Source organism: Sulfurimonas sp. NWX79, from assembly GCF_039667035.1.
Taxonomy (GTDB): Bacteria; Campylobacterota; Campylobacteria; order Campylobacterales; family Sulfurimonadaceae; genus Sulfurimonas; species Sulfurimonas indica.
Map to the genome: position 1 here is coordinate 72524 of NZ_JALCZL010000002.1, position 13917 is coordinate 86440.

General features: G+C 38.6%; 13 protein-coding genes. 4 read left to right on the forward strand and 9 right to left on the reverse strand.

Annotation, left to right across the window (positions count from 1 at the left end):
- Positions 1 to 7: 7 nt before the first annotated feature.
- Positions 8 to 1255, reverse strand: coding sequence for a serine hydroxymethyltransferase (locus MNY27_RS01385; protein WP_152183825.1), 1248 nt, complete (start codon positions 1253 to 1255; stop codon positions 8 to 10).
- A 160-nt stretch (positions 1256 to 1415) separates the two neighbouring features.
- Between MNY27_RS01385 and MNY27_RS01390 the strand changes: the two genes are divergently transcribed.
- Both MNY27_RS01390 and MNY27_RS01395 read left to right on the forward strand, forming a co-directional pair.
- Positions 1416 to 2075: a ferritin family protein gene (locus tag MNY27_RS01390; RefSeq protein ID WP_152183824.1), complete on the forward strand. Its 660-nt coding sequence runs from the start codon at positions 1416 to 1418 to the stop codon at positions 2073 to 2075.
- 71 nt (positions 2076 to 2146) lie between these two features.
- Positions 2147 to 3574, forward strand: a complete 1428-nt coding sequence (locus tag MNY27_RS01395) for an acetyl-CoA carboxylase biotin carboxylase subunit (RefSeq protein WP_152183823.1) — start codon at positions 2147 to 2149, stop codon at positions 3572 to 3574.
- 21 nt (positions 3575 to 3595) lie between these two features.
- Here MNY27_RS01395 and lysS read toward each other — a convergent pair whose 3' ends face one another.
- From lysS to MNY27_RS01415, 4 genes are read right to left on the reverse strand one after another with little or no spacing between them, the layout of a single operon-like run.
- Entirely contained in the window at positions 3596 to 5113 is a 1518-nt protein-coding gene (gene lysS, locus MNY27_RS01400) for a lysine--tRNA ligase (protein ID WP_152183822.1), read from the reverse strand.
- A gap of 11 nt (positions 5114 to 5124) precedes the next feature.
- Positions 5125 to 5610, reverse strand: a complete 486-nt coding sequence (locus MNY27_RS01405; protein WP_152183821.1) for a Fur family transcriptional regulator — start codon at positions 5608 to 5610, stop codon at positions 5125 to 5127.
- 1 nt (position 5611) lies between these two features.
- Entirely contained in the window at positions 5612 to 6244 is a 633-nt protein-coding gene (locus MNY27_RS01410; protein ID WP_152183820.1) for a CvpA family protein, read from the reverse strand.
- Positions 6234 to 7157, reverse strand: coding sequence for a GGDEF domain-containing protein (locus MNY27_RS01415; protein ID WP_152183819.1), 924 nt, complete (start codon positions 7155 to 7157; stop codon positions 6234 to 6236). The genes MNY27_RS01410 and MNY27_RS01415 overlap by 11 nt, the downstream gene beginning before the upstream one ends.
- Positions 7158 to 7289: 132 nt before the next feature.
- On the opposite strand from MNY27_RS01415, the gene MNY27_RS01420 reads away from it, so the two are divergent.
- Positions 7290 to 8639: a 3-deoxy-7-phosphoheptulonate synthase class II gene (locus MNY27_RS01420; protein WP_152183818.1), complete on the forward strand. Its 1350-nt coding sequence runs from the start codon at positions 7290 to 7292 to the stop codon at positions 8637 to 8639.
- Between the two features lie 15 nt (positions 8640 to 8654).
- On the opposite strand, the gene MNY27_RS01425 is transcribed toward MNY27_RS01420, so the two are convergent.
- Both MNY27_RS01425 and abc-f read right to left on the reverse strand, forming a co-directional pair.
- A complete protein-coding gene (locus tag MNY27_RS01425; protein ID WP_346391782.1) occupies positions 8655 to 10061 on the reverse strand; it encodes a DASS family sodium-coupled anion symporter in 1407 nt (468 codons plus the stop codon).
- Positions 10045 to 11994: a ribosomal protection-like ABC-F family protein gene (gene abc-f / locus MNY27_RS01430; RefSeq protein ID WP_152183816.1), complete on the reverse strand. Its 1950-nt coding sequence runs from the start codon at positions 11992 to 11994 to the stop codon at positions 10045 to 10047. Before abc-f ends, MNY27_RS01425 begins: the two co-directional genes overlap by 17 nt.
- 95 nt (positions 11995 to 12089) lie before the next feature.
- On the opposite strand from abc-f, the gene MNY27_RS01435 reads away from it, so the two are divergent.
- Positions 12090 to 12572 carry a hypothetical protein gene (locus tag MNY27_RS01435; protein ID WP_152183815.1) on the forward strand — a complete coding sequence of 161 codons (483 nt, stop codon included), beginning with the start codon at positions 12090 to 12092 and terminating at the stop codon, positions 12570 to 12572.
- Between the two features lie 18 nt (positions 12573 to 12590).
- Here MNY27_RS01435 and MNY27_RS01440 read toward each other — a convergent pair whose 3' ends face one another.
- Together MNY27_RS01440 and MNY27_RS01445 are read right to left on the reverse strand one after the other, a co-directional pair.
- Positions 12591 to 12779, reverse strand: a complete 189-nt coding sequence (locus MNY27_RS01440) for a DUF2442 domain-containing protein (RefSeq protein ID WP_152183814.1) — start codon at positions 12777 to 12779, stop codon at positions 12591 to 12593.
- Positions 12780 to 13036: 257 nt separating this feature from the next.
- Positions 13037 to 13915 (reverse strand): DUF808 domain-containing protein, encoded by an 879-nt coding sequence (locus MNY27_RS01445; protein WP_346391783.1) that lies wholly within the window; start codon positions 13913 to 13915, stop codon positions 13037 to 13039.
- Between the last annotated feature and the right edge of the window lie 2 nt (positions 13916 to 13917).

The following is a 13917-nucleotide window of genomic DNA, read 5'->3' on the forward strand; positions in this document are numbered from 1 at the left end:
ATACCTGTTAATACGTTGCTTGATTATAAATTACAAAGTTTTGTGCTAACTCTTTTAGCTCTTCTTTGATTTTTGTCTGGAGCTCTGTATTGTTGATATCATCTAAAACATCAGCCATACGGTTTGCAATAAGTTCAAACTCTTTTTCTTTCATACCACGGCTTGTAAGTGCAGGGCTTCCTACACGGATACCAGAAGTTACAAACGGACTTCTTGTCTCACCCGGAACAGTGTTTTTGTTAACAGTGATACCGGCATTTCCAAGAGCAGCATCTGCATCTTTTCCAGAGATCTCTTTACCAACAAAGCTCACAAGTACAAGGTGGTTGTCTGTTCCACCTGATACAACATCATAACCACGCTTCATCAGTACATCAGCAAGAACAGCAGCATTTTTCTTCACTTGTTGTGCATACTCTTTCCATTCTGGGCTAAGGTTATGTTTAAAACCAACAGCTTTTGCAGCGATCACATGAACAAGCGGTCCACCTTGGAGGGCAGGGAAGATTGCAGAGTTGATTTTCTTAGCGATATCTTCATCATTTGTCATGATCATACCACCACGAGGGCCTGCAAGAGTTTTGTGTGTAGTCGTAGTGACCACATGTGCGTGAGGGAATGGGCTAGGATGTTCACCTGCAGCTACCAGACCTGCAATGTGTGCAATGTCAGCAAATAAAATAGCACCGACTTCATCTGCGATCTCACGGAATTTTGCAAAGTCAATCTCACGTGCATATGCAGAAGCACCACATACGATAATCTTAGGCTGAACGATTTTAGCAATGTCTAAAACTCTCTCATAATTGATGCGACCATCAAGCTCAACACCATATGTAAATGATGAGTAGTTTTTACCAGAAAAGCTTGGCTTGGAACCGTGTGTAAGGTGTCCACCATGACTTAGGTCCATCCCTAAGAGTTTATCACCTGCTTTTAAAAGCGCTGCATAAACTGCACCGTTTGCCTGAGAACCTGAGTGAGGCTGTACATTTGCATATTTACATCCAAAAAGCTTGCAAGCTCTGTCTATTGCCAGTTGTTCTACACCATCAGCATATTCACATCCACCATAGTAACGTTTTGCAGGGTAACCTTCTGCATATTTGTTTGTAAATACAGAGCCCATTGCTTCCATAACTGCAGGAAGTGTAAAGTTCTCTGATGCAATCATCTCTAAGTGGTCTGTTTGTCTCTCTAGCTCTTTTTCGCATAAGTTATATACTTCTTCGTCAAACTCTTTTAAAAAACTCATGGTTTGAAATTCCTTGTAAAAATAAAAATATGCAGATTATACTCAAAATATAATAATATAGTACTGAAGATACTTTGGAATTGATTTTCAAAAGATAATAATTTTCCTTTAAGTTGCTTTGTGTAACAATAGTCCTATCTAAACTATAAAAGGATAGAAGATGAGACAGTATGAATCGTACAGATGTAACAAATGTGGCAATATTGTAGAAGTTCAAGATGTTGGTGGCGGTGAGCTTCATTGTTGTGGAGAGGCTATGAAGAGGATTACTGAAAATCTCACTTTAGTTAACCTGATGAAAGCAGTTGCAGGAGAGTCAATGGCTAGAAACAGATATGAGTTTTATGCCAAAGTAGCGCAAAAAGAAGGATATCGTGATATTGCAGTACATTTTCAAAGAGCAGCTGATAATGAAAAGACTCATGCGAAATTACAACTCTCTCTGCATAACCGTATGAAGTTCGAGAGAGAAAACAACTTTGGCAACACAGAAGAGAATCTCCAAGATGCTATCAATGGTGAAAGCTATGAAAATACGACAATGTATCCTGATTTTGCAGCAATAGCAAAAGAGGAGGGGCATCTTGAAGCAGCAACGCTCTTTAAAAACATAGGAAAAATAGAAGTAGAGCATGAGAAGATGTACAGAATGCTTTTAGAGAGACTCACATCACACAAAGAGTTCTTAAGTGATAATGAAGAAGAGGTGTGGATTTGTGAAGTGTGTGGACACATTCATTATGGGCCAAAAGCTCTGGAGGTCTGTCCTGTTTGTAAACATCCACAAGCGTATCAATCACGTTTAGTAGAGCCAAAGTAGGTTCTACTCTACTGAGGCAAGCATTTCCTTTTTAGTTCTATAATTGTAGAATACAATGAAAAAGGAAAAATATGAATACAATAAAAAGAATTTTGATTGCCAACAGAGGAGAGATAGCACTGCGAATTATCCGTGCATGTAAAGAGTTGCAAATTAAAAGTGTTGCAATATTTTCAGAAGTGGATGCAGAGGGTGTCTGGGTAAAAAAAGCTGATCTTTCATACAAGATAGATGGCAATCCTGTTGAAGCATATCTGGATGTTGATAAAATTATCGATATTGCAAAAAGATTGCGCTGTGACGCCATTCATCCAGGCTATGGATTTTTATCAGAGAGCGCTGAATTTGCCGAGGCGTGTCAAGAGAATGATATCATTTTTATAGGCCCACGGACGGAACATATTGCACTCTTTGGTGATAAGATGGCTTCAAAAACTGCTATGAAAAATGTAGGTGTTCCTATCCTCGAAGGTACAGTTGAACCTGTAATCACTGCTCAGGAGGGTGAGAAAATTGCCAAAGAGATAGGATTTCCAGTTATCATCAAAGCTGCATTTGGCGGTGGTGGCCGGGGTATGCGAATCGTTCATAGTGAAGCAGAATTTCAAGAGCTCTTTGATTCCGCTACGAATGAAGCAAAGAAGTACTTTGGAAAAGGTGATGTTTTCATTGAAAAGTATGTCCAAAATCCTCGTCATATTGAAGTACAGATTGTTGCAGACAAGTTTGGAAATGTTGTCCATCTGGGTGAGCGTGATTGCTCCATTCAAAGAAGACATCAAAAAGTCGTTGAGATAGCACCTAGTCCAAGGCTCAATGATGCAACAAGAGAAAAACTCTACACTATTGCCGTCGATGCCGTGAAAAAGATAGGCTATGAAAATGTAGGTACAGTTGAGTTTTTGGTAGATGATCAAGATAATGTCTATTTTATAGAGATGAACACACGTGTTCAGGTAGAACATCCTGTAACAGAGATTATCTCAGGGATAGATATCATTCAAAGAATGATAGAGATAGCCGGTGGAGATAAGCTGAAATATAGACAAGATCAGATAAGCTTTAAAGGCTATGCGATCGAGTTTAGGATCAACAGCGAAAACCCGGAGAAAAACTTTATGCCGACAGTTGGAAAAATTGTCAACTATATGGCGCCGGGTGGTCCTGGAGTACGTCTTGATACAAGTATCTATGCGGGTTATGATATTGTGACAAATTATGACTCTATGATTGGAAAACTGATTGTTTACGCTCTTGAATGGGATGGTGTCGTGAAAAAAGCTATGCGCGCACTTGATGAGTTCTATATTGACGGTATCATTACAAATATACCATTACATAAAGCAATCGTTAATGATGAAGATTTTAGAGCAGGGGTATTTGACACTTCGTATTTAGAAAAGAAATTACCAAACTTTGATTTTAGGGAAAATAAAACTGCAGAAGTTATAGAGGATAAAAGCTATGTGCTAGAGGGATCAAACTCTCTTCTTTATTAAAAGAGAGTAGAGGAGAAGTCTTTACTTCTCTTCTTCATCTTCCTCACAAATATCTTGTGTTAATGGTTTCATAGCAGGGAAGAGGAGTACATCACGGATGCTGTGCTCATTTGTCAGTAGCATTACAAGTCTGTCTATTCCGATTCCCTGTCCTGCAGTTGGTGCCATACCATAACTGAGTGCTTCAACAAAATCTGTATCCATAGCATGAGCTTCATCATCTCCACAATCTTTTGCTGCCATCTGACCTTCAAAACGCTCTAACTGGTCAAGTGGATCGTTAAGTTCTGAGAATGCATTTGCAATTTCGCGTCCTGCTATGAAAAGCTCAAATCTCTCTGTAATAGCAGGATTTTCATCACTTCTTCGAGCAAGTGGAGAGATCTCTACCGGGTATTCTGTGATAAAAGTAGGGTCAATGAGTTTTTCTTCAACGAACTCATCAAAAAGTTCACCTTGCAGTTGTCCGAGATTCATTGCTTCATTGACATCAATATTTTTCTCTTTAAGGTAAGCAATGATCTTTTCTTTATCATTAACGATATCAGCTGGTACACCACCGATTTTTGTCAGTGATTCAATAAGAGGAATCTCAGTAAAGTTTTCAAAGTTTACTTCCAAGTCTCCATAAGGCAGCAGTGTTGGCAGGTCTAAATGCTCAAAAAGATATTGAAAATACTCTTTTGTGATTTCTATGAGGTCTTTATACGTTTTATATGCCCAGTAGAATTCAATTGAAGTAAATTCTGGATTGTGTGTTGCATCCATCCCTTCATTTCTAAAGTTTCTGTTGATCTCAAACACTGCTTCAAAACCACCAACAATGAGACGTTTTAGATAAAGTTCCGGTGCGATTCTAAGGTATCTGTCAACACCAAGTGCATTATGGTGTGTCACAAATGGTTTTGCATTTGCTCCACCGGCGATTGGGTGCATCATAGGAGTCTCAACTTCCAAGAAACCTTTATCTTCAAAGAAACGGCGTGTCAAAGAGATTACTTTAGAACGAATTTGGAATGTTTTTCTTACTTCGGCATTCATAATCAGATCAAGATAACGTTTTCTGTAACGTACTTCTTTGTCTGTAATACCATGAAATTTCTCTGGAAGCGGAGAGATGGCTTTTGTAAGAATTCTAAAATCATTTACATGAAGCGATAGCTCACCTTTTCCCGTAACAAAAGGGTAGCCCTCTACTTCAATGATATCTCCAACTTCGATATTTTTCTTGAATATAGTGTTGTAAAAACCTTCAGGAAGATTGTCACGTGCAACATAGACTTGCAGCATCCCACTCTCATCTTCAATCTTTACAAAGCTTGCTTTTCCCATAATACGTAAAAATTTAATACGTCCGCTTACTGTATAGATGCGGTTTTCATCACGTTTGTTCTCTTTTTGTTCAATATCCGAGTTTACATTTAAAAATTTTTCTACTGTTGTATTTCTTCGTGAGTTGTTTGCATACGGATTTATTTCCGCTTCTCTTAAAACATTTGCTTTTTCAATTCTTTGTTGAATGAATTTGTTACTAAACAATTAATTTTCCTTTATTTATTTGTTTTTTCTTGACACTTTTTACAAATACCGTAAATCTGCATAGAGTGGTCTAACATTTTAAAGCCAAGCTCATCTGTAATGGCATGTTGGCGTTTTTCTATCTGCTCATCTACAAATTCGGTAATCTCGCCACATTCTGTGCAAATAAGGTGGTCATGATGCTCTTTGGCACCAAGTTCGTATTTCTTTCCCTGTGCACCGAATGAGAGTGAAGTGACAACATTTGAGTCTTCTAAAAGTGAAAGTGTTCTGTAAACCGTTGCAATTCCTGTTTTTAGATTAGGGTGTCTCTCTTGAATCAAGTGGTGCAGAGCTTCAGGAGTAAGATGTTCGTTTGAATTATAGAGTGTTTCTAAGATCACTTCTCTCTGGATAGTAAACTTGAGATTGTTTTTTTTGAGCAGTGTTTTAAAATCCTCTAAAAGTTGTTTATACTCAATTGTTCTGTATTTAAAGTTTGTTGTTACATTTGGCATATCAATTCTCTTTTTTCAACTCGTTTTTTATTTCTTGGATATTTTCCTGAAGTTTTTCCTGAGCAAGCTCTTCGGTTTTTTCTTGAATCGTATCAGAAACCTTTCGTGTCGCATCTTCTACAGAGTTATTGATATCTTGTGTAACATCACTTGGGTCTATTTTCATGATGAACCCACCTGTAGAGACAAGTACAGGGAAAAGAACCGAGTTTGAAAATGCAGAGTCAAGTGTCGGTTTGAATGCTTTGACATTGTTTACGGCAAAAGCAATAACTGCAGCAATCAAAAAGAATTTGCTCGCGCCAAAAATAAAGCCCAATATTCTGTCAAATATACCAAGCCCACTCATAACACTGAGCTTTTTAAACACATAGCCTATGGCAATCATGACTATCCAAAAAAGTGTAAGCGTTACTAAAAAACCTGTAAAGCTGATAGCTGCATGGTTTGAAAAGTTAAAGATAAGTTCGCTGAGGTGCTCTCCGACACTGTCACCTACACGTGAAGCTACAAAGATACCGCCAATAATGCCGATAAGTCCAAAAAGCTCTTTAAAAAAGCCATTTAGAATGCCTTTTAACCCAAGAAGCAGAATAATTATGGCTGCTATAAGGTCAAAATAATTAATGTCCATTTGTAAATTCCATATTCAGTTGATTTTTTCCACGCTCTTTTGAATGATAGAGTGCCTTGTCTGCTCTGTCTATAAGTGAATCTGGGGTATCCCCTTCTATATATTTTGTAACACCGATACTGGTAGTTACATTGACAGAGTTGTCTTTGTATATGAGTTTACTGGTGCTGATTGTCTGAAGAATTCTCTGTGTAATCTCTTGACATTTCTCTTTTGTAATTCGGTTGAGAATGATTACGAACTCCTCTCCGCCGTAACGGAATATCTTATCACCATCACGCAGTGTAGAACGTAAAAGGTTGGCTATAAAAATAAGAACTTTATCTCCCACAATATGACCATACATATCATTGACACTTTTAAAGTCGTCAATATCTAAGATAAGCAAGTAGAGTTCATGTTTAAGAGAGCCTTTTTGCATGATTTTTTTTAGGTATCGCTCAAGTGCCCGGCGGTTAAAAACCTTCGTTAATGCATCAAGATTGGAGTCATCTTCCAACTCTTTTATCTGGTGTGTCAGTTGGGAAATAATAGCGTTTGCCTTTTCTACCTCTTCTAGCATATATGACTGAATCTCATCGAACTTTTCTGTTATATTTGGAATATCAATGAGATGATCTTTTGCTTCATCAAGTGTCATCTTGTGTAGTTTGCTCAACTCTTCAAATTTACCGTTTGTATGTTTGTAAGAAGATATACTTTTTTGTGCGATTTCTTTGTAGGCATTGGTAAAAGCAAGTTTGGCATGTTCGATAGAGTCTATCTCGTCATCATGGATTTTCTTAATGCTTTTTATCGCATCTGTCAGGTAAGAAATAAGCATCTCTTTATTAACTTCTTTTTGGGAGTCAATATTATTGAGTAGCTCTTTATGCATTTGTGAAACCAAAGATTTCAAATCATCTTTTTTCATAATTCTCCCAATAAAATGGTTATTTTAGATATGCGATTATACTCATTTAATCATAAAAATAGCTTTTATCATAGCTATTTTATCTATATTTGGATAAAATTGCAAAAATTATTTATAGATAAGGTTTAGACAATGAGTACTTGGAGTCCATCTTCTTGGAGAGAAAAACCAATTTTACAACAACCGACATACCCGGACAAAGCAAAACTTGATGCTGTTTTAAATGAACTCAAACATTATCCGCCACTTGTTTTTGCGGGAGAAGCACGCTCTTTAAAAGAGCAACTTGCAAATGTTGCAGAGGGCAAAGCATTTTTACTTCAAGGCGGGGACTGTGCAGAGAGTTTCTCTGAATTTCACGCAGATAATATCCGTGATACTTTTAAAGCATTGATGCAGATGGCAGTTGTTATGACATATGCTGGTGGGCTTCCTGTTGTAAAAGTAGGCCGTCTTGGCGGGCAGTTTGCAAAACCTCGTTCATCTGATACGGAAACGCAAGGGGGTATTACACTTGATTCATATCGTGGAGATATCATCAATGGTATTGAGTTCAATGAAAAAGCACGTGTTCCAGACCCTGAGCGTATGATAAAAGCGTATAATCAGGCAACTGCGACACAAAACCTCCTTCGTGCATTTGCATCGGGTGGTTTAGCTGACTTGCATCAGGTGAGTAAATGGAATCTTGATTTTGCTCATAAATCCGAAGTAAGTGAAAAGTATGAAAAACTAGCAGAAGATATCGAAAAATCACTCAAATTTATGGAAGCATGTGGTGTTACTTCAAAAACATACAGAACACTGCGTGAGACTGACTTCTATACATCACATGAAGCACTTTTACTTCCTTATGAGGAAGCGTTCACTCGTAAAGACTCTATCACAGGTGACTGGTACAATGTAGCAGCACATATGGTTTGGATAGGGGACAGAACACGTCAACTAGACGGTGCGCATGTTGAGTATATGAAAGGTATTAAAAACCCTATCGGTATCAAAGCTGGACCATCTATGGACCCTGATGATTTAGTACGTCTTGCAAATGCAGTGAACCCTGATAATGAAGCGGGACGTCTGAACATCATCGTTCGTATGGGTGCGAACAAAGTTGCTGAGCATATGCCACAACTTATCCGTGCTATCGAGAGAGAAGGACTGAATGTTGTATGGTCATGTGATCCGATGCATGGTAACACTATCAAATCTTCGAACAACTATAAAACACGTCCGGTTGATGATATCTTAACTGAGATGAAACAGTTCTTCCAGGTTCACAAAGCAGAAGGTACTTTTGGTGGCGGTGTTCACTTGGAGATGACAGGTAAGAATGTAACTGAGTGTATCGGAGGAAGCTTTACGGTAACAGAAGAGGACTTAAGTTCTCGTTATCATACACACTGTGACCCACGCCTTAACGCTGATCAGTCTTTAGAGCTTGCATTTTTAATCGCAGACTCACTCAAAGACGCGCATAAATAATTTTTTATGATGATGCTATAAAATAAGCATCATCCACGCAGTTCCAACACCAAGATAGATAATGGTGTTGGCAAGTGTTACAAGCCCTCCGTATTTATAAACCTCACGACTCTCAATATATCCAGAACTCAGATAAATGACATTGGCACTAGATCCTTGCGGTGTGATGACTGCATTGAAGTTCGTTGCAAAAAGAAGCATAAGTGCAAGCATCTCTACGGGTACTCCAGCACTCACACCAACACCTAAAAATACAGAAAAAAGAGCCAGCATTTGTGCTGTTTGTGATACAAAAAAGTAGTGTATAAAGACATAACCAAGCACAAGTCCTACATAGACTATCACCCAGCTCTGTCCCATGATAAGTGTTGAGATATGGGCACCAAGCCATGACATAAAGCCAAATTCATTGAGATAGCTACTCATGGCATAGAGCGTTCCAAACCAGATGAGTGTTCCAAGCGCTCGCCCTTCATGTGCTAGGTCATCGAGTGTAAAGATATTACTCAGCATTAAGATGCCAAGACCTAAAAAAGCAATGGCAGTTTTGTCAAGACCCAGTGAGTCTGAAAATATCCAAAGTGTTATCATAGCAATGAAAGTAAAGCCCATAATATACTCATTTTTATGAACATTTCCCATATGTTCTAATTGTTCCTGGGCAATACGTGGAGCATCAGGAGTCTCTTTGAGTTCGGGTGGAAAGATTTTAAAAAGCAGCCATGGAATGACAATAAATGCTACAAGTGAAGGTGCCAGTGATGCAAGAGCCCATGAACCATAACTTATCTCAACACCAAACTCTTTTGCCATCTTCGCTCCGGCAGGATTTGCAGCCATTGCTGTAAGCCACATAGCTGAAGATATGGTAAGTCCTGCCATGGAAGTCATCATAAGGTAAGATCCAAGCTTTTTTCGTGTGCCATCGGCTACTTTCGAGCCGCTATCCGAAGAGAGAGCCTGCACAATTGGGTAGAGGACACCTGAGCGGGCAGTATTGCTTGGAAATGCAGGAGCGATGAACATATCTGCAGCTACTATGGAGTATCCAAGTCCAAGAGAGGATTTACCAAAACGTTTGATGATTAAAAAGGCTATGCGTTTACCAAGACCTGACTTGATAACGCCACGAGCGATTAAAAAAGCAACGATAATAAGAAGGATAAAGCCTTGGGAAAATCCACTGTATGCCTGCTTTGCAGTAAGTGTATGGGTTATGATAACAAAGCCAAGACCGATGATGGAAGCTGTGAAGATAGAAGTTGCTTCAATGATGACTGCTAAGATAATAGAGATAAAGATGCTAAAGAGGTGCCATGCTTCTGGTGTTAATCCAGCAGGAGTGGGTAAAAACCAAAGAAGTAAACCAAAGGCAAAAACGAAGAGTTGTTTATAGTGGGCATTTTTAGTTCTCTTGCGCATTGATCTCTTCCTCTTTTTCTTGAATCGTCAACAGTTCTTCTACTTTTTCTTCATACTCTGCTTCTATATCTGCCAACTCTTTTGCAAGCGCAGTAATGCTGATCTCCTCGTAGCAGTTAGGATCTGCTAAACAGTTGTTCTTCTCTTCCATAAGCAGCTCTAACTCTTCTATCTCTAAGGGGAGTTTCTCAAGTGCAATTTTTTCTTTGTAGGTGAGTTTGAGGACTTTTGGTTTCTCTCTTTTTTGCTCTTTTGGTTTGACTGTTGTTGCCTCTTTCTCCATATCTTCTAATTCATGGAGTTCTTTTTCCAACTCAAGGTACTCAGAGTAGTCCTGATAAGACTCTTCTATGGTCTTGTTTGGTTTAAAGATAAAGAGTTTTTTTGCAATCTTGTCAACAAAGTATCTATCGTGAGAAACGATAATGACGGCACCTGCAAAGTTTGTTAACTGTTCTTCTAAAATGTTGATAGTCGGGATGTCGAGGTCATTTGTAGGCTCATCGAGTATCAAGATATCAACATCTTGTGTAAAGAGCAGGGCAAGGGCAACTCTGTTTTTCTCGCCACCGCTGAGAACACCTATCTTCTTGTCTAAAAACTCACGTGGGAAGAGGAAGTTTTTAAGATATCCGTAAACATGTAGGTCACTGCCACGTACATTGACTCTATCACCTCCATGCGGACAGAAAGTCTCGATGAGGTTTTTATCATCATCAAGCATCTCACGATGCTGGTCGAAATAGCCAACTTTGAACTCTCCACGTTTAATCTTTCCACTTGTTGGCTCTATACGCCCAAGCAGAGCCTTTAAGAGGGTTGATTTTCCACTGCCGTTTGGTCCGACGATAGCGATGACATCTTTTTGGAGGATTCTTGTTGAGAAGTCACGCAGGAGTTCTTTGTCACCGAGTTTCAGCCCTAGATTTTTTACTTCAAAGAGCATTTTTTGCTTATTGACACTTTTGTCACGGTTAAAATGCTTTGCCTCACGCTGCAACTCAACACTCATCTTGCGAATCTTTGTCGGATTTGTTTTTGCAGCCTCACGCAACTGCATCAGACGCTCTTTTCGTCCTTCATTACGCTTCAGACGTGCTCTTACACCTCTTGCAAACCACTCATTTTCACGCTTGAGCAGTCCTAAGAGATTTTCATGCTGTTTTTGCAGGGTTCTGAGGTACTCCTGTTTTTGTTGCAGGTAGTCATTGTATCCGCCACGATATTCACGCAGTTTACAATCTTCAACCTCCACAGACTTTGTTGCAACACGGTCTATGAAGTAACGGTCGTGAGAGATAAAGACAAGGGTAAACTTTTCCTTGAGTAAAAGCTCTTCTAAGAATTCAACCATATAGACATCAAGGTGGTTGGTAGGCTCATCAAGGAGTAGGACATCTGGTTTTTGCAGGAGCAGTGATGCAAGTGCGACACGGCGCTGTTCTCCACCACTGAGCAGTGCTACTGGCTTGTGCTCGTAAGGTTTTAGCTGAAAGTGTTGGATGATACGTTCTATCTTGTCATCTAAGTTCCAGGCATTGTGATGTTCGATGTAGCGTGAAAGCTTTTCATGCTCATCAAGTAAGATTTTGTTTTCAAAATCCTCTGCAAGCAGGTAAGAGAGCTCATTGTAACGCTCTTTTGCAGCATTTATCTCTGTAAGTCCTGCTTCAACAGCCTCACGCACAGAGTGTCCTTCTTCAAACTCTGGACGCTGGTCGAGCATCTTGATCTCAAGGTCATTTTGGACAATGCGTTTACCGCCATCAGGTTCCAAAGAACCATTGACTATCTTCATAAGAGTAGATTTTCCACTTCCATTTTTGCCGATGATAACGATACGCTCACCCTCATCAACATGAAAGTCAACTTCTGTAAGAATTTTTTGTGCCGAATAGTGTTTTGATACTTTTTGCAGGTCGATTAATGCCATAAACAGTTTACTTTTTTTAGTTTTTGTAATAATAGCACTTAGGGGGTTAATAGGGGCTTATGATATAATCATAAAAAAATAGTAAGGAACTATTTATGCAGAAAATATTTTTAATGATTTTGTTGTTTATCTCATCACTTTACGCAGTTGAAATGGGGAAAATCGGAGGGTGCACCCTCACGCAAAGCGGTATCGTAAAAGTCGGTTACAATGATGTAAAACTCGAAACAGTAAAATACACACCAAATGAAAAAGTCGGAAAAAACTTTCGTGAGCTTTTTGTCGGTGCAAAGCTTGAAGTTGAAGTGCCTGCAAAAGCAAAAAAACTCTCAGCAGAAGTCCTTGACTATAAACCAAACAAACGCATCAAAGGAAAACCAAAAACAGGTCTTTTTATCGTAAAATTTCAATATGATGATAAAGAAAAAACCATCTCAATGCCATATATCTTTAATAAGGGCGTGATGAAAATCTCGAAAAATTTAGAAGAAGATACAAGAAAAGAACTTGGCATAAAAGAGGCAATGAAAATCTGGTTTGAGACAGATGTAGCTTACTCTTTGTGTTATGTGAAGTAAGTATAATTGACTATATTCCTATGCAACATCTTGCATTGAATTTTCAAGCATGCTTTCTATATTGAGGTGATAATCAATAGATTCCCATTCTATGCCTGTATTCATACAGATAAATTTATAGTTTTTGAGTTCTGTAATAGAAGCATTTTTGAGTGGTTTATACCACTCCATAGGAGTGAGGAGTGATTTTTCCACTATTGAAGACATTAATTATAGAACCATTTGTAAATTTTATTTGTTTTCCATGTTGAATATCATTCTCTTCGCTTAATTTAAAACCATTTGATTCTAATAAACTTATAATATCTTGAGTTGTCATGTATAATTCCTTTTAAATATAACTGCACCTCGTTGCTCTGGATGCGTAGCGTCCAGAGTAAATATTAATTTAACAAACATTATATCCGAAACAACTCTAAATCACAAAATTAAATTTCATTGTCATTAAAAGGAGATAATATCCCTTAAGTTTTAATATGTGTTTGTTTAAAAAGTTTTATATAAGTAAGGTGTACTCCAAATGCCATACTTCCCACGATAATCCCAACAAAAAGTTCTCCAAGTAGTGATGGCATAAAGTGGAGTACTTCATGTATCTGATGAACATTATGCATAAAGATGCCACCGGCAACGAGTAGCATTGCAAATGTTCCTATGACTGTGAGGGCTCGGATGACTTTTGGTAGTGATATTACTAACAGACGGCCGATTTTATGGATGAAGCTCTTTTCATCTTGAGCTTTTTCTATGAGAGTAAACCCGAAATCATCCATACGTACTAGTAGGGCTACAAAACCATAGACGCCTATGGTTGCTAAAAAGGCTACTACTGTAACAGCAATGATCTGAATCATAAGAGATTGTTCTAGTACAGTTCCAAGAGCGATGATGACTATTTCAATGGAGAGGATGAAGTCTGTTGTGATAGCGGATTTTACTTTTTTGGCTTCGATTTTTAGCATTTCATCTTCACTGAGCTCAGTTTGAGTTTCTTTCTTGCTCTCTTTATGATCTGCTATGTATTCATAGATCTTCTCCACACCTTCATAAGCCAAGTAGATACCACCAAGCATAAGGATGGGGACAATTGTCCATGGTGCAAAGGCTGAGAATAAAAAGGCAATGGGCAAGATGATGAGTTTATTTCGAAATGAGCCCTTTGTTATGGCCCAAAGAACCGGAAGCTCACGTGAGGCTGCAAAACCGGATGCTTTTTGCGCATTGACGGCTAAGTCATCACCGAGGATGCCGGCTGTTTTTTTCGTAGCGACTTTACTCATCGCTGCTGCATCATCTAAAAGCGAAGCAATGTCATCAAATATTGCAAAAAATCCACCGGTCATAA